The sequence below is a fragment of the Dietzia sp. Cai40 genome, from assembly GCF_014145165.1.
Classification (GTDB): Bacteria; Actinomycetota; Actinomycetes; order Mycobacteriales; family Mycobacteriaceae; genus Dietzia; species Dietzia natronolimnaea.
Genome location: NZ_JAALEB010000163.1, coordinates 1 through 19208 on the forward strand (window position 1 = coordinate 1; position 19208 = coordinate 19208).

General features: G+C 68.9%; 21 protein-coding genes and 1 pseudogene. 12 read left to right on the plus strand and 10 right to left on the minus strand.

The genetic code is table 11. The features are described from left to right. Positions 1-168: 168 nt before the first annotated feature. The 3 genes from G6022_RS06975 to G6022_RS06985 are packed head-to-tail and all read left to right on the plus strand — an operon-like array spanning position 169 to position 2261. Complete coding sequence (locus tag G6022_RS06975; RefSeq protein ID WP_179525994.1) at positions 169-789, plus strand: histidine phosphatase family protein; 621 nt, start codon at positions 169-171, stop codon at positions 787-789. A 3-nt stretch (positions 790-792) separates the two neighbouring features. Then, a complete protein-coding gene (locus G6022_RS06980; protein WP_182610418.1) occupies positions 793-1404 on the plus strand; it encodes a TlpA disulfide reductase family protein in 612 nt (203 codons plus the stop codon). Beyond that, positions 1401-2261 (plus strand): cytochrome c biogenesis protein CcdA, encoded by an 861-nt coding sequence (locus tag G6022_RS06985; RefSeq protein ID WP_182615813.1) that lies wholly within the window; start codon positions 1401-1403, stop codon positions 2259-2261. Before G6022_RS06980 ends, G6022_RS06985 begins: the two co-directional genes overlap by 4 nt. A gap of 23 nt (positions 2262-2284) precedes the next feature. Here the strand turns inward: G6022_RS06985 and G6022_RS06990 are convergent, their stop codons facing one another. The 3 genes from G6022_RS06990 to G6022_RS07000 all read right to left on the minus strand — a co-directional run bounded on the left by G6022_RS06990 (position 2285) and on the right by G6022_RS07000 (position 4995). Beyond that, positions 2285-3655 (minus strand): HNH endonuclease signature motif containing protein, encoded by a 1371-nt coding sequence (locus G6022_RS06990; RefSeq protein ID WP_182691253.1) that lies wholly within the window; start codon positions 3653-3655, stop codon positions 2285-2287. Positions 3656-3732: 77 nt separating this feature from the next. After that, positions 3733-3981, minus strand: a complete 249-nt coding sequence (locus tag G6022_RS06995; protein WP_182639984.1) for a hypothetical protein — start codon at positions 3979-3981, stop codon at positions 3733-3735. A 12-nt stretch (positions 3982-3993) separates the two neighbouring features. Then, entirely contained in the window at positions 3994-4995 is a 1002-nt protein-coding gene (locus G6022_RS07000) for a hypothetical protein (RefSeq protein WP_182691254.1), read from the minus strand. A gap of 142 nt (positions 4996-5137) precedes the next feature. Between G6022_RS07000 and G6022_RS07005 the strand changes: the two genes are divergently transcribed. Both G6022_RS07005 and G6022_RS07010 read left to right on the plus strand, forming a co-directional pair. Continuing rightward, positions 5138-5734 (plus strand): DUF3558 family protein, encoded by a 597-nt coding sequence (locus tag G6022_RS07005; protein ID WP_347237874.1) that lies wholly within the window; start codon positions 5138-5140, stop codon positions 5732-5734. Positions 5735-5955: 221 nt separating this feature from the next. Further along, entirely contained in the window at positions 5956-7629 is a 1674-nt protein-coding gene (locus G6022_RS07010) for a WXG100 family type VII secretion target (protein ID WP_182691256.1), read from the plus strand. 31 nt (positions 7630-7660) lie between these two features. Here the strand turns inward: G6022_RS07010 and G6022_RS07015 are convergent, their stop codons facing one another. From G6022_RS07015 to G6022_RS07025, 3 genes are all read right to left on the minus strand, one after another. Then, complete coding sequence (locus G6022_RS07015; RefSeq protein WP_187701065.1) at positions 7661-8170, minus strand: cupin domain-containing protein; 510 nt, start codon at positions 8168-8170, stop codon at positions 7661-7663. Positions 8171-8264: 94 nt separating this feature from the next. Beyond that, entirely contained in the window at positions 8265-8441 is a 177-nt protein-coding gene (locus G6022_RS07020) for a hypothetical protein (RefSeq protein WP_182617201.1), read from the minus strand. After that, complete coding sequence (locus G6022_RS07025) at positions 8431-9384, minus strand: hypothetical protein (RefSeq protein WP_347238159.1); 954 nt, start codon at positions 9382-9384, stop codon at positions 8431-8433. The genes G6022_RS07020 and G6022_RS07025 overlap by 11 nt, the downstream gene beginning before the upstream one ends. Positions 9385-9640: 256 nt before the next feature. Here G6022_RS07025 and G6022_RS07030 point away from each other — a divergent pair, with 256 nt between their 5' ends. After that, the gene (locus tag G6022_RS07030; protein ID WP_182639678.1) at positions 9641-10498 is read left to right on the plus strand and encodes a formate/nitrite transporter family protein; all 858 of its coding nucleotides are present in this window, start codon (positions 9641-9643) and stop codon (positions 10496-10498) included. A 32-nt stretch (positions 10499-10530) separates the two neighbouring features. Then, positions 10531-10980 carry a cyanase gene (gene cynS / locus G6022_RS07035; RefSeq protein WP_182639679.1) on the plus strand — a complete coding sequence of 150 codons (450 nt, stop codon included), beginning with the start codon at positions 10531-10533 and terminating at the stop codon, positions 10978-10980. A 17-nt stretch (positions 10981-10997) separates the two neighbouring features. Here the strand turns inward: cynS and G6022_RS07040 are convergent, their stop codons facing one another. Further along, positions 10998-12089, minus strand: a complete 1092-nt coding sequence (locus tag G6022_RS07040; RefSeq protein WP_182639680.1) for a dihydrodipicolinate reductase — start codon at positions 12087-12089, stop codon at positions 10998-11000. 8 nt (positions 12090-12097) lie between these two features. Beyond that, entirely contained in the window at positions 12098-13099 is a 1002-nt protein-coding gene (locus G6022_RS07045) for a Rieske 2Fe-2S domain-containing protein (RefSeq protein WP_182639681.1), read from the minus strand. A gap of 92 nt (positions 13100-13191) precedes the next feature. Here G6022_RS07045 and G6022_RS07050 point away from each other — a divergent pair, with 92 nt between their 5' ends. Then, entirely contained in the window at positions 13192-13854 is a 663-nt protein-coding gene (locus G6022_RS07050) for a TetR/AcrR family transcriptional regulator (RefSeq protein ID WP_182639682.1), read from the plus strand. On the opposite strand, the gene G6022_RS07055 is transcribed toward G6022_RS07050, so the two are convergent. Further along, positions 13820-14320: an SRPBCC family protein gene (locus G6022_RS07055; RefSeq protein WP_182639683.1), complete on the minus strand. Its 501-nt coding sequence runs from the start codon at positions 14318-14320 to the stop codon at positions 13820-13822. The two genes, G6022_RS07050 and G6022_RS07055, sit on opposite strands and share 35 nt — an antisense overlap. A 178-nt stretch (positions 14321-14498) precedes the next feature. Between G6022_RS07055 and G6022_RS07060 the strand changes: the two genes are divergently transcribed. Together G6022_RS07060 and ccsB are read left to right on the plus strand one after the other, a co-directional pair. Beyond that, on the plus strand, positions 14499-16190 hold the full coding sequence (locus G6022_RS07060) for a cytochrome c biogenesis protein ResB (protein ID WP_179523363.1): 1692 nt from the start codon (positions 14499-14501) through the stop codon (positions 16188-16190). Further along, a complete protein-coding gene (gene ccsB, locus G6022_RS07065; protein ID WP_182639684.1) occupies positions 16187-17185 on the plus strand; it encodes a c-type cytochrome biogenesis protein CcsB in 999 nt (332 codons plus the stop codon). Before G6022_RS07060 ends, ccsB begins: the two co-directional genes overlap by 4 nt. 393 nt (positions 17186-17578) lie before the next feature. On the opposite strand, the gene G6022_RS07070 is transcribed toward ccsB, so the two are convergent. Beyond that, complete coding sequence (locus tag G6022_RS07070) at positions 17579-18124, minus strand: hypothetical protein (protein ID WP_182639685.1); 546 nt, start codon at positions 18122-18124, stop codon at positions 17579-17581. A 188-nt stretch (positions 18125-18312) separates the two neighbouring features. On the opposite strand from G6022_RS07070, the gene G6022_RS07075 reads away from it, so the two are divergent. Both G6022_RS07075 and G6022_RS07080 read left to right on the plus strand, forming a co-directional pair. Next, positions 18313-18990, plus strand: coding sequence for a response regulator (locus tag G6022_RS07075; protein ID WP_182639686.1), 678 nt, complete (start codon positions 18313-18315; stop codon positions 18988-18990). Continuing rightward, positions 18990-19208 (plus strand): annotated as a pseudogene (locus tag G6022_RS07080) (two-component sensor histidine kinase); the annotation flags it as partial. The gene G6022_RS07075 and the pseudogene G6022_RS07080, both read left to right, overlap by 1 nt.

The following is a 19208-nucleotide window of genomic DNA, read 5'->3' on the forward strand; positions in this document are numbered from 1 at the left end:
GGGTCCGCGGCCACCGCGCGCCCCGCGGAGGCCTCCGCCCCGCAGCAGCAGGAGGGGGCCGAGGCGTACGGGGCCGCGCCGGGAACGATCTCCGCTCCGGGCGAGCCGGTCTCGTCGTCGTCGTCGGCACCTCGTGACTCGTCGGCCCGCGGGACCGAGACGCAGACCATCGTCCACCTGGTCCGGCACGGCGAGGTGCACAACCCCGACGGAGTGCTGTACGGCAGGCTGCCGGGCTTCCGGCTCTCCGAGCTGGGGCGCAGTCAGGCCGAGACCGTGGCACGCACACTCGGGCAGGGGCACGACATCGTGTCGATCGTGGCCTCGCCGCTGCAGCGCGCCCAGGAGACCGCCGCCCCGTTGGCCGAGGCGTTGGGCCTGCCGGTGGGGATCGACGCCGACATCATCGAGGCAGACAACCGCTTCGAGGGCAACAAGGTCGGCGGCCGGGGCGGGGCGCTGCGCAACCCGCGGTACTGGCCGATCCTGGTCAACCCGCTGCGGCCGTCGTGGGGCGAGCCGTACCTGCAGATCGCCCACCGGATGATCGGGGCCGTGTACTCCACGCTCGACACCGCCCGCGGCCACGAGGCGGTATTGGTGAGCCACCAGCTGCCCGTGTACACCACGCGACGGTTCCTCGAGGGCCGCCGACTGTGGCACGACCCCCGTTCGCGGCAGTGTTCGCTGGCCTCGATCACCTCTCTGGTCTTCGAGGGCACCACGCTGCGTGACATCGTCTACACCGAACCGGCGGGTGCGTCCGACCCGTCGCAGACTGGAGCCTGAACCATGCGTCACCCCAAGACCGCCCTCGGCGCCCTACTCCTCGCAGTCGCCCTCGCCACCGGTGCGTGCGCAACCAGCACGGACGCGGTGGTGACGGGCCCCGAGACGTTCGAGTTCGTCAGCCCGGACGGCCAGCTGGAGATCAACTACGACCCCCCATCCGAGCGCAAACCTGTCGCGACTCTCACCGGCCCGGATCTGATGGACCCCGATCGCACGCTCAACGTCCAGGAGGACTTCGAGGGGCAGGTCGTGATCCTCAACCTGTGGGGCCAGTGGTGTGGCCCGTGTCGCGCCGAGTCCGACGACCTGCAGCGGTTGCAGGACGAGTTCGAACCGCAGGGCGCGACCGTGTTCGGCATCAACCTGCGCGACCCCAACCGGCAGAAGCCCGTCGACTTTGTGGAGGACAACGGCATCACGTTCCCCTCGATCTGGGATCCGAGCAACGCCGCGGTAGCCGCACTGCGCGGCTTCCCGACGTCCGTCGTCCCGGCGACGATCATCCTGGACAAGCAACACCGGGTCGCCGCCGTGTACCTGGCCGAGATCACCGATGACAAGCTGCGGGACACCGTGTCCGCGATCCTGGCCGAGGAGGTCGAGCCGGTGTGAACTCGGAGATGATCCTTCTCGCGCAGAGCGTGGGCGAGACCTTCCAGCAGACCGTGGCCAGCGGCCCGATCCTGCTGGCGCTGGGCGCGTGCGTCCTGGCGGGGCTCGTGTCCTTCGCCTCGCCGTGTGTGATACCACTGGTGCCCGGCTACGTGGCGTACCTGGCCAGTGTCGTGGGCGCCGACCGTCCCCCGGTCACCGTTGCCGCCGCGGAGCGCCAACGAGCCGCCACGGCGACGATGACCCTGGAGGAACGCCGCACCCGCCGTTCCTCGCGTACGCGGGTTGTGGTGGCATCGCTGCTGTTCGTGGGCGGGTTCACCGTGGTCTTCGTGGCGCTCAGCGCCATGGTGCTGGGCACCGTGCAGTACCTGGCGCCGCAGCAGGAGTTGCTGCAGCGCCTCGGCGGCGTGGTGACGATCCTGATGGGGCTCGTCTTTATCGGCCTCGTGCCCACCCTGCAGCGGGATACGCGCATGCAGCCCAAGGCGCTTTCGACGTGGGTCGGCGCCCCGATGCTGGGCGCCGTCTTCGCGCTGGGCTGGACGCCGTGCCTCGGCCCGACGTTGGCCGCGGCGCTCTCCGTGGCCGCGGGAACGGGTGTCGACGCCGCCCGGGGTGTGTTGCTGATCGTCGCGTACTGCCTGGGTCTGGGGCTGCCGTTCGTGTTGGTCGCGTTCGGTTCCACCTGGGCGATGCGGACCGTCGGGTGGCTGCAGAAGCACACCCGCGCGATCCAGGTGTTCGGCGGCGTCATGCTGATCATCGTGGGCCTGCTGCTGCTCTCCGGCGCGTGGGCCCTGTTCATCGACTGGCTCCGCGACTTCGCCATCTCGGACACCACCCTGCCCATCTGAGCGGCGCCTGACAGACCCCGCGGTCACGCGGCCTCCTCGACGATGCCGGCCGCGCGGAGGCGTGCGTGGATGGCGTGGTCGAGGTCGCGGAGGAGCCCGAAGGGCAGGATCGGCGCCTCGAGTGACGTCAGCGGTGGCGGTCCCGCCTTGGCCGGCGGCGGGTCGGCGGCCCGCGGTGTGCCGGCGGGCGGGATCCATCGGACTCCCTGCGGCGCGGTGCGGTCGGGGATCGTGCTCCAGCCGGTGTCGTGAATCATGGCGTGGCAGTCGCCGCTGGCCAGAGCGAGTTGATCGATGTTCGTCAGTCCTCCGGCTGACCAGGGTGATCCGCTGTGGTGCGCTTCGCAGTGTCTGGCGTCCTGGTCGCAATCCGGGTGGGTGCAGCCACCGTACGCCGCGAACAGGGCGAGCCGTTGGTATCGAGAGGCGGTCCTGCGGCTGCGGTAGAGCCTGAGGTCCAGCTCCTGGTCGCACAGCGCGAGGAACCAGTGGTTGCCGCGCGCCATCGCCAGCGCCTGGGGCACGGGAACGCGGATACCCCCGTCGGTCTGGCCGCAGCCGGCCAGGGTGGTGAGTTGGTCCAGGTCGACACGCACCACGATCGCCGCCGGCGCTCCGGTCTTGCGGGCGTCGGCGGACAGGGCCAGGTGCAGGGCGTGGACCATCGCGTCGTGCATGCGCTGGCCGTCGGTCCGGGTGTCTGGCGCGTCCGCGTCAGGCCACAATCGGCCGGGCTGGCCCCAACGGGCGTGCACCTCGCGCATCAGGGCTGCCAGCTGCGGATCCATGGTCATGCTGGCGCTGGCCATCAGGTCCAGTCCCTGGCCTCCGCATGAGACCGACCTGCGGCGGGCCCGTTCTTCGGCACCTCGTTCGGTGCGGCCCGGGTCCAGGGTGTCGAGCAGCTGGTGCGCGTGCTCCTGCAATTGCCGGGTGGTGGACTTCTCGGCAGCCTCGAGCAGTTGCTGTTCCAGGCGATCGCGCACCTCGTCGTCACACTCATCCGACAGCGCGGCCAGCGCCTTACCGATGATCCTCAGCTGCCCGGCCGAGACCGTGCCGGCACCGCTGGCGCGCATGCGAGCGGAGTCGGCGATCCCGGCATCGTCGAGGCGTCCGCGGGCCTCCCCGGGCGCCAGACCCAGGCCGCCGGTGAGCATCTGGCGGTCGTTGACGAAGCCCATCTGACGGGCGGTGCCCGATTCCCGGGCCGCGGCCATGACCCGGGCCTGGGTCGCGCGGATCCGGCGTTGGGCCTGTTCGAGCGCGACGAGCTCGGTGTGCAGCTGGGTCGAGGAGGTGTGGGTCCAGTCGCGTTGTAGGTGCAGATCGAGTGCGGCGAGGATCGCCCGCAACTCTCCACCCACGCTGTCGCCGTTCCCGTTCTCGCTCATGTGTTCGATTAGATCATCCGGGTACGACACTGTCCGTCGACGCAGTTCACGCGGCGTATCGACCGATCCGGAGGCCGTTACCAGGGCCAGAACGCCTTGATCATCGGCGAGATGAACAACCAGGCCAGCGCCAGGTAGAAGATCACGACTGCGGCGATGAGGGTCACCACGTCGGACGGTTGGATCACGGACTTGAGCTGCTTTCTGCGATAGGCCACCCGGCGGTCCAATTCCTCCCAGCGCTGCAGTTGAGGATCGATGTCCGTGTCCGCCTCGGCCCCCTCGCCGACGTCTGCAGGTTCTCTTTCGTTCTCGGTGTGGTCCATCCGGGGTCCTTTCTAGATCGCGTAGTGGTACTGCCGGAGCAGCAGGTCATGATGTTCGGTCACCGATTTGTAGGCCAGTTCGCCGAACTTCTTGCCCATGGGGGAGCCTGCCGCTGCCCCTGCGCCGGCCCCGACGAGTGCGCCGTAGGGGCCGGCGTAGGAGCCGCCACTGGCTCCGAGCAGCGCCCCGCTCGCCATTCCGCCGCCCAAGGCGCCACCGGTCTCCGTAGCGATCTCGAAGGCGCTTCCTTCGCCACGGGCAAACCGATTCACGCCGTCGTACACCGTCATCCCGGTGCCCAGGGGGCCCGCGACCTTCCCGACGAAGCGAAGTCCGGCGCTGGCCCGCCGGCCGTAGTCGTCGGGGGCGGGGTTGAGAACATGCCGACCGCGGGTGACGGGGTCGAGTTCGTCGGCGCGCCTGGGGAGCCCCGCGGACATGGCGCGGGTGAGCGCGTCGACGGCGACGCCGGGCCAAGGATCATCCGGGCCGGGGACCGGGCCCCTGTTGGGCTCCGGAGGGATCGCGTCGTGCAAGCGCGCGGCGATCTCGTCGAGAACGCGTCCGTAGTGCTGGTCGAGTGAGGCCACGACGTCCAGAGCCTCTTCGATTGCCCCGGCATACTCGTCGACCTCGGCCTGGGTGATGTCGTCGCGGCCGGCAGCGGGCGCGAGCGAATCATCGCGGACGACCAGGCCGCGAGCCTGGGCTTCGGAGATCCGGTCGCGAACCACCTGTACCGCAGGGTCGAGCGCATTACCCGCCTGTTCGAGGGTCTTGACCAGGTCGTCGAGATGGCCGGCAAGCGCGTCGATGTGGCGCAGCTCGGAGTCGACGGCATGCAGCACCGCGTCAGCGGCGACGCCCTCCCAACCCATGGCGAGGCTGTGGCGCCCCTCGGAGAGGGCCCCGCGCGCCTCCTCGGCGATGGCGAGCCGACCGGCGCTGGTCACACGCGCCGTCGTCACGCCGCGGGGGTCCCATAGCCGCACCGCGCCCGCCGAGTAAGTCACCCGATCTCCTCCTGTGACTCGTGTTCCGTCACCAGGTACGACGGGGCACGTCAGCGGCCGGTTCCATCGCCGAACGGATTCTTCGGAGGAGCCGTCACGAATCGGGTGGAACCATCTGGTTGGTCGGGGCGTCAAACAGATCGTGGGGACATTAAGAGGACCAGCCGCCGCGCTCGCGGCCTGCGCGGTGATGTCCGCGTGCGGAGTGAGTCAGGACAACGACCAGGCGACGACGACGAGCCCAGCGGCCGCCGAGGAGACGATCAACCCCTGGGATCTGCCGATAGAGCAGCGGCCCGCCCTCTTCGACCCGTGTGCCGAAATTCCCATCGAGGCGGTGGAGCAGGGGGTCGGTGGGCCGGTTGAAGCAAATGAGTTACTTTCTCGTCATGAGCCTGGGGGGCTCATGGTGTGCGGCTGGAAAAGTCGGAGCGTTCACGTCAATGTTCTATCGACCTGGAAACCGCGGGAAGCGTATGTTTCCGACCCTGGCTTTGTGGTGAAGGAACTGAATAAAGAAACGTCCGGGCGAAAAAGTCTTCTTCTGGCTGAGAAGGGAGACTCTTCGGATAGCACCTGCCTCCAGTTGTTCTTCACTCCTGCTGGAACGGTGTGGATCAAACTGGATCTAGTCAGTGCTTTGAATGAGTTCAGCGGGAAACGATTCACTAAGGCCTGCGACGCTCTAGACGTAGCAGTACTGCCGATCATTCCGCACCTTCCTCTGGGGGATATCTGATGGCTGTTCACCTTGGTCCGGAGATTGCAGAGGCTTGTGCCCACCAGTGTGAGCAGTTTGCTTCTGCAGTACGGGATGCCTCAAACATCGATGTAGCCGATTTGCAGAACGCCGAGCGCGGCGCCTTCGACACCGCCCGTCAAATCGGCACCGTGTATTCGCTATTCGTGGGAGAAGACCTGCGAACCTTGCTTAACGGCTATGTGGATCAGGCGAAAGCCATGGCTATGCTCTTCGCCGCCGCCGGTGGGTTGATCGAGGCGCAGGACGAGGCGGTGGCGGCGGCGCTGGGGAAGGCGGCGCAGGAGCCGGCCGGGTTGCAGAGTTTGGGGTTGTTGGGTTCGCTTGGATCGACGACCGCGATTCTCGATTCAGCCGACGGGACCAGCACGCTGCACGGGTATGACCGAGTGGGACCCGAGGAGGTATCGGGCGCCCCACTGGCGAAGATGGTCTCCGGGGCACAGGCTCTGGATCCGGCGCAGTTCCAGCAGGTGCGGGATCGAGTCAGCACCGTCGCGACAAGCCTCCACACGGCAGCGGCAAACCTGCGCAGCGGCCTGGGCAACGCACTGGGCAGCCAGTGGCAGGGTGAGTTCGCTACCCAGGCCAGCACCTCGGTGGGATCGTTCACCGAATCGGTAGACAGACTGGCCACGGTCCTCGAAGTGGTGGCCACCAAGGCGAGCACCGCCGAGGACGGTTTCAGCACCACCAAGTCGCGGATCGGCGAGGAGTCCGCAACGCTCCAGGCCGCCCAGGTCAACACCCCGGGCTTCGGCTACGTCCACGGCCCTCCGACCCTCGAATCCGCTGCCGCGATGGCCGCAGCCCAGGAGGCCGCCGAAGAACAGGCACGAGCGATCGTCAACACCGTTTACAGCCCCGCGGTGATGGACGCCAACCTCGCCGACCTGGACATACCCTGCCCGTACCACGTGATCTCGACGTCGGCGCTGGGTGGCGCGAGTGGACTCGACCTGGTCTCGGCCTGGAACGTGGACGGGGTCGTCCGACCCGCTGGTGCGGCCGCGCCCGGGCACGCCGCCCTCGCCGCCGCCGGGGGAGGAGGGAATCTGGCAGGAGTCCCCGCGGTCGGCGCAGGTGCTGGCACAGGGACGACGACGAGCCTGCCCGCCGCAACCGACGCCCCCACCGAGCAAGCGCTTCTGACCTCGCGGAACGGCGCGGTCGACGGCGGGGGAGCGGTGGCCGCCGCCACCGGACAGACAGCTGCGGGCGGTGCGAACGCGGGCGGAACACAGGCAGCCGGCGTCAACGCCTCGACCCATGCGGCTGCCACCCCGTTCGCACCGATCACGGGAGCGAACGGGCAGCCGATAGGAGCAGGCGGGGGCGCCGCGAGAGCGCGGGGGATCCGCAACGGATCCCAGCGTGATCGCGGCTTCGGTACCGCTGCCGGAATGCTCGGCGGAGGCGCCGGGGGTGCGGGAGCAGGAGCCGGGGCGGCCAGGATGGGTGGCGCAGGCACCCTGGCGGGCTTCGGGAGCCCGGGCGGCTTCGGAACCGGCGGACCGACGGCAGGAGTACCGGGCGGCGGCATGTCGGCAGGCTCGGGACCCGCGGGAGCACCCGCAGGGGCGTTCTCGTCGTCACATGGTGGTTCTCAAGCCAGCCGCGCAGGAATGATGCCGATGGGCATGATGGGCGCGGCAGGGGCCGGACAGAACGAGGGCCGACGCGGTCACACGCCGGCCGGGTACCTGACCAACGCCACCAACACCTCGGAGATCATCGGGGAACCGGTCAAGGTCGCCCCCGCGGTTCTGGGACGAACGCCGCCTCCCGACGACGCCGCCGCCGAACAAGAGCAGCAGCAGCAGGAGACCGCCTATGTCGGCCGGGTCGTCGGACGGCCAATCGTTGGATCATGACGACGGGCCCTTGCCCGACCGACGTCCGCCCCTAGAACGCCAATCCGTGCCGCTCCACCAGCGGCATCGTCGCCTCGAAGTCGATCTCCGCGCCGTACTCGGCAGCGAGCGAGGGGAGCGTATCGGGCGAGTACCCCCCTCCCGGCTCGGCGAGGCGGCGGAACAATGCCTCGAGGCCGCCCGGCACGATGATCTCGAGCACACGGAGTTCGTCGTCGCCAGCATTCCAGAACGTGTGCCAGCGACCGCGCGGCTTGGCGAGGAGGTCCCCCGGCGTCGCCGTGATCTCGACGCCCTCCTCGATCAAGCCGATGGTGCCCGCCAGCACGAATGTGTATTCGTCTTCCCGGCTGTGCCGGTGCATCGGGGCGGCCAACGTCCTGGGGTTCACGATGTGCTCGATGATCGCGACCCGGCCGCCGGATACCTGGCTCTCGATGAGGTACCGGTCCAGCAGTCCGGGTCCGCCCGTCACGTCACCCTGGCCTGCGCGCACGACGTGAGGGCCAGCAGGCGTCCCCTTATCATCAATGCCGTTCATCGTGCAAATCATACGACCGCGCCGCTGGCGCGGGAACCCCCGGCGCGGGAACCCCAGGCACGCGGCCGCAGCCGGCATGGCCGAGCGAGTTCCACTAGAAGAACGCCGCCCAGACCAGGCCGACGATGAACAGTGCGACCCCCAGGAGGAACTGCGTCCGGTTCTGTATGTCATGCCACAAACTCGCCACGAAACGCTTCTTGATGTCGGCCCAGCGTGAGAACGGCGGATCGCCTTCCTCGGCCGGGCAACCGTCCGGCTCAGTTGCCATCCTCGGTTCCTTCCGCATCTGGGCCGGCGTCGTATACGGCATCGTGCACCGCGCCGCCGACTTCCTGTCCCGCCCACGCCCCGACCCCGGCGCCGATTCCCGCCCCGATGAACGTGCCCACTGGCCCGAAGAACGACCCCGCAGCCGCTCCGGCAAGGGCCCCGCCGGCCATGCCGCCGCCAAGAGCCCCGCCCGTCTCGAGAATCGCCTCCTCGGCAGTGGTCTCCCCCCTGGCATACCCCGTGACGCCCTCGTACGCCGTGAACCCCCCGCCCGCGGGTCCGGCGAGCCGGCCGGCTCCCCGAAGCAGTCCGGCGGCCCGGCGCCCGGCGTCATCGGGCATCGGATCGGCCTTGTGCCGGCCCCTGGTCTCGGGGTCGTGCTCGTCCGCGAGAGCAGACGCCCCTTCTCTGACGGCCCCGCTACCCGCGGTGATGGCGGTTCCGAGAATCACTGCATCCGGCCCAGGAATGGTCGCCCTGTCCACCTCGGTCGGGATGGCCCGATGCATCATCCCGGCAATGGCGTCGATCTCCCGGCCGTAGTGCTGATCCAGCGACCCGACGGTGGCCAACGCCTGGCCGAGCGCCTCGACATGCCCGTCGACGACCTCCTGGGTGATCTCGTCGCGGCCGGGAGCCGGTCCCACGGAGTCCTCGCCCACCACGAGCCCGGCGGTCTCGGCCTCGTCGACCCGGTCACGAACCGCCTGCACCGCCGGCCCCACCGCGGCGGCGGCCCGGGAGAGGGCGTCAGCCAGCTCCCCGACACCGTCCGCGAGTTTGGTGACGTGCACCTTCTCGCCCTCGGCGGCGTCCAGGACCGCATCGGCTGCCACGCCGTTCCAGCCCACGTCCAGCGCTGAGCGCCCGGCAGCCAGAGCCGTCCGTGCCTCGACAGCCAGCGCCACCCGCTCTGCGACGGCGGAGCTCGCCGTCGTCACGCCCCCGACATCCCACCGTCTGACCCGGCCGATCGTGTACCCCACACCGGTCCTTCCTCCCGCGCCGTCACAGTGTCTGACGGCGCGCCGGCCTGTCTGGTTCCACGGGGGGCCGAACTCTCACCTCACCGTGCGGCCGGCGCGAGGTGAGGGCTCGGTTACCGGTGTGCGGTCCGGGGTAACGACCGCGTCACATAGCTCGGCCACACTCACTCCGGTACGTCCGCACGCCCGCCGCACAGCTGGAGGCAACGAAGTGTCCTACGTCCAACCCTCGGACTTCACCCGCGCGATGATCGACGCCGGAGCGAGCAAGGTCCGCATGTCCACGCGTGACACGCTCATCCGGAGCTTCATGGCAGGCGCCATCCTGGGTCTGGCCGCAGCGTTCGCCATCACCGTCACGGTCCAGACCGGCAGCGCGCTCCTCGGGGCGGTGCTCTTCCCCATCGGCTTCATCCTCCTGTACCTGCTGGGCTTCGATCTGCTGACCGGGGTGTTCACGCTCGTCCCGCTGGCACTGCTGGACAAGCGCAAGGGGGTCACGGTCCGGGGCATGCTCCGGAACTGGGGCCTGGTCTTCCTGGGCAACTTCGCCGGTGCCCTCACCGTGGCGTTCCTCATCGCCTTCATCACCACCTACGGGTTCAATGTCGCCCCGGACGAGGTGGGCCAGCGTCTCGGCGAGATCGGTGAGTCCCGAACTCTCGGGTACGCCGAGCACGGGGCGGCCGGGATGCTGACCCTGTTCTTCCGCGGTGTGCTGTGCAACTGGATGGTCTCGACGGGCGTAGTGGCGGCGATGATGTCCACCAGCGTGAGCGGCAAGGCGCTGACCATGTGGATGCCCGTGATGCTGTTCTTCTACATGGGATTCGAGCACTCGGTGGTCAACATGTTCCTGTTCCCGACCGGCCTGATGCTCGGCGGCGAGTTCTCGCTGGCCGACTACCTGGTGTGGAACGAGATCCCGACCGTCATCGGCAACCTCGTCGGCGGGCTCTGCTTTGTGGGTCTGACCCTGTACGTCACCCACGCCCGCACCAAGGCGCAACGGCCGCTGCCGGAGGAGCCGGCCGAGCGCGAGGCCGACCGCGAGCCCGCCTCGGTCTGAGCGACACACGACCCCATCCGAGAGGAACCCCGATGACCCCCATCATGTCCAAGCACGACGCCGCGGCCCACGTGGAGTCCGCCCGCATCCGTCAAGGACGCACCTGGGCAGAACTGGCCGACCACCTGGGCGCACCGCTGGTGTGGACCACCGCGGCCCTACTGGGCCAACACCCGATGTCCGCCGAGCAGGCGCGGTCGGCGTGCACACTCCTCGGCCTGGACGAGGCCGTGGCGGAGAGCCTGGCCCTGCAACCGAGCCGCGGTACTCCGCCGGAGGTGATGGCCGACCCGACGATCTACCGCTTCACCGAGGCCCTCTCGGTGTACGGGCCCGCGCTCAAGGCACTCATCCACGAGGAGTTCGGCGACGGGATCATGAGCGCCATCAACTTCTCGGTGGACTTCGCGAGGCGCCCGGACCCCGACGGGGACCGGGTGGTGATCACCCTGGACGGGAAGTTCCTCGACTACCGCTGGTGACGGCCGCCGCCGGGCCGCTACCTCGCGAACCTGCCGGCGAACGTCCGCAGCGGCAGATCTGCGCTGGTGACCACCCCGGCGGGCGCGGCGATGACCGACCTGATCGAGTTGAGCGCGGGCAGCCCGGTCACGGTCATGCCGATGGACGCGAAGTCCTCGGGATCGGAGAGGTCGACGCCGGGGGCGGGGAAGATCATGTGCTTGTTGTAGATCTGCGGATCGCCCTTGATCATCGTGATGTAGCACCCCTTGATGTCCCACTTGGGCTCGGTGAGCGGGGTCATCTGCCACTCGAGGTGGGTCTCGATCCGCGAGACCCCGTCGACCATCCCCAGGTACTTGATGTAACTCCCGCCGAGGGACCCCTCGGGTAGCCGGTACCAGCCCAGGTCGACGTCCTCGGTGCAGGCGCCCAGTTCGCAGTCGAACACCACCTCGTCCAGCTCGAGGTCGAACGCGTCGGCCATCATGTACACCGAGTCCGCGAACACCTCGGTGTACTTGCGCAGCATCCCCGGCAGCGCGGGATCGTCGACGGGCCTGCCGTAGCCGACCTCCGTCCAGGTGTCGGCGGAGTGGTGACAGGACACGTCGACGGACTCGATCGTGGTGACGTTCTCGATGTCGGCCACGTCGGCCGAGGCGACCAGGCCGAGGATCTGGTTGAGCCCCGGGTTCATGCCGGTTCCGTAGAAGGTGGCCCCACCGGACTTCGCGGCCTCGTCCAGGATCTCCCGCCACGACCGACCGGACGGGTGCGGATGGTTGAGGTCGCGGTGATGGCCGGTGATCCAGTCCGCTGTGGTGACGACGTTGATGCCGGCCTCGAGGACCTTCAGGTAGAGCTCCTCGTCCGGGAAGACACCGTGAAACGTGAGGACGTCCGGACGTGTGGCGATGATCTCCTCGACGGTGCCGGTCGCGAGAATCCCGACCGGCGCGATGCCGGCCAGCTCGCCTACGTCTCGGCCGACTTTCTCGGGCGAGTAGCAGTGGACGCCCACGAGTTCGAGGTCCGGGTGGGTGCCGATCCGCTTGATCATCTCGCTACCGACGTTGCCGGTGGCGACCTGGAACACGCGGGCGGGCTCACTGGTGCTGCTGGTCATCTGAGGTGTCACCTTTCGGGGAGTGGATGATCGGGATAGAACTGGGTGGCCCATGTCCGCAGGGCGGTGAACCCCTCGTATTCGCCGGGGGCGAGCGCGGCGGGGTCGGAGTACTTCTGGTGCCTCCAGATGGCGAGGTCGGCCTCGAACTGCTCGATCACGCCGCGGCCGTGCCTGGCCGCGCGCTCGGCGGACTCGGCGTCGCCCAGGTCCGGGCGCCGGCGGATCCAGACGGAGAACCGGACGTCACAGGTCTCGTCGTCGACCGGGGTGACGCAGGTCGCGGTGCGGTTGTCGACCATCCCGTGGCTCCGGGTGACGGCGACCCCCAGCCCGCCGTTGATGGCCTCGACCCCGCTGTCGACCTCCTCGATCGACCCCGGTGAGCCCTCGAACGCGATCGTGAAGTCGACGTAGGAGACCGGCTCGTCGAAGTCCTGCCTGGTGAAGACCGGGATGATCGGCACCTTGTGGACGAACTCGAAGTGCGCGAAGTCGACCCCGTTCTCCAGGACGTACTGCGGATGGAGGTGGAGCCGCTCCTCGACGAGCGTGGTCCGCGGGTGGCACGGGTGGTAGTCCTCGGCGCGGGTGCCGTCGTCCCAGCTGGTGAAGACGTCGGGGACGTCGAAATACGGCTCGCGCCCCTCGAGGTCGTGCCAGATGTAGATCGACTCGTTCCGCTCGACCACCGGGTACGTCCTGATCTTGCGGCCGAGGTTCGGGCGGTCCGCGTAGGGGATGGCGGTGTTGCGCCCGTCCGGGTTCCACTGCCAGCCGTGGAAGGGGCACTGGATGGTCTCGTCGACGACGGTGCCGCCGTGGCCGAGATGGGCGCCGAGGTGTTTGCAGTACGCGTCCATGACGGTGGCCCGGCCGGATCGGCTCCGCCAGGTCACCAGGTCCTCCCCGAACGCGGTGACCCGATGGACGTGCCCGACCGGGACCTCGGCGGACCACGCCACCTGGAACCACCCGGTCGGCTTCATGGGGAGCGGGGGCTTGGGCATCGCTGAACTCCAATCTCTGGTCGAACGATCAACGGGTGGTCAACCGCGTCTGCAAAAACAGAATGGCGATTCTGCGAAGGTAGCATCGAGGTGTGGAGGCCACAGGAAAAACGACGACGACGACGACGAGGACCGGCGCCCGCGAGGACAAGCTCCGCGGCTACCGCCAGCAGATCCTCCACGCCGCGGAACGCGAGTTCGGCAAGGCCGGGTTTACCGCCACGCCGATGAGCGCGATCGCGGCCACCGCCGGGTTGTCGCTGGCCACCGTGTACAAGTCCTTCTCCGGCAAGGCGGAGATCTGGGACGCTCTCCATCGCACGCGGATGGACGCCCTGTTGGAGGCCGTGCGCGAGGCAGACTCAGGGGAGCCGGGGCTCGAGCGCCTGCTCACCGGCCTGCGTCGGGTCTTCCTGTTCTTAGCGACGCACCCCGCCTATCTCGAGATGAATCTCCGGGCCGGTGGGGGATGGGCGAGCAGCGTGGACGAGGCCCACGGGATCCAGCGCACGGTGTGGAGCTCGGGGCTCGAGGTGATCGCCGGCGGGATGCAGGCCGCGGCGGATCGGGGGGAGCTCGCCGGCCTTGATCCCCGCATCGCCGCGGGGATGGCGATCTCTGCCCTCCAGGTGTGGTTGTCCGAGTGGGTGCGCTCGGAGCGGGCCGAGGATCCGGAGGCGCTGGTCGACGACATGACGCGGCGACTGCGTCTGCTGTTGACTAGCTCGGGTACCTCTCGGCCGCCAGGGCGCTGAGTCGCCGCAGGAAGCGGCGGAACAGCAGGTTCATCACCGGCCGGACCGCAGTGAGCGAGAGGTTGGTCGCCGCGTTGCCGTGCATCGCCAGGGTCCACGTGAGTCGGCAGCCGCCCTCGGTGGGCACGATGTCGTAGGCCTCGGCGAAGGCGTGGATCCCCTTGGTGGAGCTGGCGTTGAACCGGAATGCCATCCGGCGCTCCGGCTCCCACGCCAGGAACTCCTCCTCGCCGACCAGGCCGCCGAGCATGTGGACGGTGCGGGTGGTGCCCACGCCGTACGGGGGTTCGCTGGTCCAGACCACCTTGGTGATCACGCCCGCCCAGCGCGGCCAGGAGTCGGCGACGACGAAGATCTCGAACAGCTGTCGCGGCGTGGCGGGGATCGCCACGCTGTTGGTGAAGCGGAACCGGGCGGTGTCGGTGTACTCGACGTCCACCGGTTCACAGGGGTGCATCGTCGGCATCGCCCCTCCTCTCGTCTGACCCCTGGAGGTCCATGTCCCGAGGGTAGAACACGTTCTTGTCCCGTGGGTCGTTCAGGCGGGCCGTGCCCTCACAGAAACCGCTCAGGAGCCCCCGACTAGTCTGGGTCCAAACCGGCGCCGCGACAGGTCGGCGCGCCGCGAACCGCAGATGGACCCCATGCCAGAGCCCAGAACCGCCGCCGCCCGCTCCACGCTGGGCACCACAACCGCATTCCTGCGCAACTCATGGCGCACCCTCACCGCCATGCGCACGGCGTTGATCCTGTTGTTCCTGCTCGCCGTGGCGGCGATCCCGGGCGCGCTCCTGCCCCAGCGCAGCCTCAATGAGGGCAACGTCAACGACTACATCGCCGAGAACGGCTGGCTGGGCGAGTTCTACGACCGCCTGCAGCTGTTCGACGTGTTCTCCAGCTGGTGGTTCACCGCCATCTACGTCCTGCTGTTCATCTCGCTGATCGGCTGCCTCACCCCGCGCTGCTTCGAGTTGGTCCGGCAGCTGCGCACGCCCCCGCCGCTCACTCCCCGCAACCTCTCGCGCCTGCCCCATCACGCCGCGTACCGCACCACGGCCTCACCCGAGCAGGCCGCCGACCAGGTCAAGGCCCAGCTCAAGGGCTGGCGGGTTCGGCGGAACGACGGCGACGGCCGCGTCCCCGGCACCATCGAGCTCTCCTCCGAGCGCGGCTACACGCGCGAGGTGGGCAACATCGTCTTCCACTTCGCCCTGCTCGCCCTGCTGATCACCTTCGCGGCCGGCAAGTTCGTCTACGCCGAGGGCATGCGGGTGATCATCGCCAACGCCGAATCGCCGGCCTTCTGCAACACCACCCCCAGCGCGTATGACACGTTCCGCGCGGGACTCCTGGTCGACGGCACGGATCTCGAGCAGTTCTGCGTCAAGATCGAGGACTTCCGCGCCGACTACCTGCCCAACGGCCAGGCCGAGATGTTCACCTCCAACGTGCGGTTCACCGAGGAGGTCGCGACCACTGATCCGCAGACGTGGGAGCCGTACGAGATGCGGGTCAACCACCCTCTGCGCGTCGGGTCGACCCGCGTCTACCTGCAGGGCCACGGCTTCGCGCCCACCTTCACCGTCACGTTCCCCAATGGCGAGACCCGCACGGACACTCAGCACTGGCAGCCCACCGAGCTGCAGACGTTCTTGTCGTCGGGCATCATGCGCTTCGACCCGCCGGCCGGCCTGTACCCGGACCTGATGGAGCGGCGCACGCAGCAGATCGCCGTGCAGGGCCTGTTCGCGCCCACGGCGTCGTTCGACGGCACCATTCTGAGCTCGCGCTTCCCGCGGATGGACGACCCGGCGGTGGCGATCGACGTCTACCAGGGCGACGCCGGGCTCGACACCGGCCGCCCGCAGTCAGTCTTCTCGCTGGAATCCGACCTCATCGAGACCGGCGCCCTCGAGCGGCAGGCGCGCGTCAACCTCTTCCCCGGCGAATCCACCACCCTCCCCGACGGCACCGAGGTCCGGTTCGACGGCGCCGAGGAGTTCATCAACATCCAGGTCTCCGAGGACCCCACGCAGATCTGGGTGGGTGTCTCGGCCGCGGTGATGATGGCCGGACTGATCCTCAGCCTGATGGTGCGGCGCCGCCGCATCTGGGCGCGCGTGACCGTCGACGACGACGAGGTGACCCGTGTCGACCTGGGGGGCCTCGCCCGGACGGACCGGATGGGCTGGGGATCGGAGTTCGACGAGCTCCGGGACCGGCTCGTCGCAGCGGCGGCCGTCACACCTGTCTTGCCCGAGGAGCCCGACTCGGGACACACTGCAACCAGTCGCGGCACCGCCGGCGACGCTCCGCGGAAGGACGACACCCGGTGAACTCTCTGATACTCGCCCAGGGCCTGCCCATCGACGAGACGCTCTCGACGTACAGCGACCTGGCGTTCCGCACGTCGTTCGCCATCTATGTCCTGGCGCTGATCGCCTCGCTGATCTACTACGCCGGCTTCCGGGTGGAGAAGGTCTCGCCGAGGCAGCTCGCCGGAGCCGGCGGGCCGGGACTCACCGAGTCCACGTCTCTCACCGATACCGGCGACGAGGACCGCGCGTCCGCGGGCAACGTGCGCTGGGCGCGTATCGCGCAACTGTTCGTCACGATCGCCTTCGTGTTCAGTGCGTCCTCGCTGGTGCTCCGCGGTGTGGCGACCGACCGTTTCCCCTTGGGCAACATGTACGAGTTCATCCTGGCCACCACCGTTCTCGCGGTGGGCACGGGACTGGTGTTCCTGCGCAAGCCCGCGTTGCAGGTGGCGTGGCCGTTCGTCCTCGCCCCGGTGTTGCTGCTGCTGTTCTTCGGCGGGACCCATCTGTACTCCGAGGCCGCCCCGGTGGTGCCCGCACTGCGCTCGTACTGGCTACCGATCCACGTGGCGATCATCTCGTTGGGCTCGGGCATCCTGCTCATTCCGGGCGTCGTGTCGATCATGTACCTGCTGCGCGTGTGGCAACCCCAGGGTCAGGAGAAGGGGTGGGCCACGCGACTGACCCGGCCGCTGCCCGCCGCCGAAACCCTGGACCGGTTGGCGTACCGCACCACGGTGATCGGCTTCCCGATCTACAGCGTGGGCATCCTGCTCGGGGCGGTCTGGGCGGAGAGCGCGTGGGGCCGCTTCTGGGGCTGGGATCCCAAGGAGACCGCGTCGTTCATCTCCTGGGTCCTCTACGCCGGGTACCTCCACGCCCGCGCGACCAGCGGCTGGGGCCCCAAGAAGGCGGCGTGGATCAACATCGCCGGGTTCTCGGTGCTGGTGTTCAACCTGTTCTTCATCAACATCGTGGTCTCGGGCCTGCACTCCTACGCCGGGCTGAACTAACCCCCACACTGCCCCGCCCTGCCCCGCACCGCCCCGGCCTGCTGTGGTTGGTCGACATCACGCTGTGATTGCTTGACATCTCGCAGCTCCCCGCGCGGACTCTCGCGCATTCTGGCGACCAACTGGGCCGGCTGTCCTCGTGGCCGTGCTACTCGCTGCTCCGGGCGGCGGACCAGGTTTGTCCTCGACATCACCCGCGTGAGCTGGGGTGCCCTTCAACCCGGTTGCAGGGCACGGAGGTGGTCGCGCCTCTGAGCTGGGAGAGTGCGACGACGACGATGAGTTCCGGTCGCCACCGGGCATTCAACTGCTCGGTGGGCCGTCCGGGCCGGGGCTGGCGGAGGGGCTCATCTCGAGCATTCAGCTCGAGCGCCCTGACCGACCACGAGCCAGTCAGAGCTGCGCGAGCAGGTCCTTCCAGACGGGCTTCCAATACTCGATCGCCTCGGCCGAGTCGAGCTTGGTGTGCGTCAGCCCCACCGTGGACTTGCCGTTCTTCTTGTCGCTGAAGTTCAGGGCCACGCGCGTGCCGTCGGCCAGCGGGACCCGCCAGTAGCGCCACTTCTCGCTGCTCGAGGTGGCGGGGGGAGACTCGACCTCCACGCCGCCGAATTCCTTCCGGTCTCCGGCGAGCTCCACCCACGCCCGCAGCGCCGCGTCCATGTCCCCGGTGACGGTCCGCGAGGTCGACAACTGGAAGTCGCCGGTGCAGGACTGGCCCGGTACCCGCAGGCCGGCATGCTGCTCGTAGGCGATGGCCGTGCCCTGGGCCCACCACTCGGCGCGCTCGACCGACTCCGGCATCAGCTCCAGGGCCACCTTGGCGATCGCCGAGTGCGCCATCTCCCGCGCGCCGGCCTGCTCGAGCATCTCGACCCACTCGTTCCACGACCGGCCGGTGGCCGAGGCGATAGCAGGGGTATTGGAGGGCTTCGTCATCCCCTCATGCTGCCCCAGCGGGGCGCGGGCGGTCGTCGGTTCCTCCCGGAACCGCTCCGAAAAGTGAGCTGCCCTCCGGTGCCCTGCACCCCCTCCGCAGGGCAGCCCAGGTCAAGCGGGGTTCCCGAGCGCGAGGTAAGACCACGACCAGAGCGAGCAACGCCCCCGACGCCCGGCCCGAGGCCCGGGTGCTGGTGGTCGACGACGAGGAGAACATCGTCGAGTTGCTGTCGGTCTCACTGCGGTTCCAGGGGTTCGAGGTCGAGACCGCCCGCACCGGCGCCGAGGCGATCGACAAGGCCCGCCGCTTCCGGCCCGACGCGGTGATCCTGGATGTGATGATGCCGGTCATGGACGGTTTCGACGCGGTCAAGCGGCTGCGCGCGGACGGCTGTGACGCGCCGGTGCTGTTCCTCACCGCGCGGGCCGCCGTGGCCGACCGGGTCGCTGGGCTCACCCTGGGGGCCGACGACTACGTGACCAAGCCGTTCAGCCTCGAGGAGGTGGTGGCACGGTTGCGCACGATCCTGCGTCGCGCGGGCACGCTGTCCGGGGCCGAGCGCAGCTCGCGGCTCACCTTCGCCGACCTGGAGCTGGACGAGGACAGTCACGAGGTTCGCAAGGCGGGCCGGGCCGTCGCGCTCTCGCCCACCGAGTTCACTCTCCTGCGATATCTGATGGTCAACTCCGGGACGGTGCTGTCCAAGGCGCGCATCCTCGACCACGTGTGGGACTACGACTTCGGCGGAGACGGCGGCGTGGTCGAGTCCTACGTGTCGTACCTGCGCAAGAAGATCGATACCGAGGAGCCGAGACTCATCCACACCATCCGCGGCGTCGGCTACGTGTTGCGCGAACCGCGCTGATGCCCAGTTCGCCGGGCTTGCCCGCCTCGTCGTCAACCGCGGCCGCCGCACCCACCACGCGGCGTCGCGCGGTCCCGCTGCGGGTGAGTCTGGTCCTGCTCGCGGTGGTCCTGACCGCGCTCGCGCTGCTGGTCTCGGGGGTTGCCGTCACCCGCGCTCTGGAGGCCTCGATGCTCGAGCGGACCGACGCCGCGCTGCACCAGGCCGAGCGCGGGTGG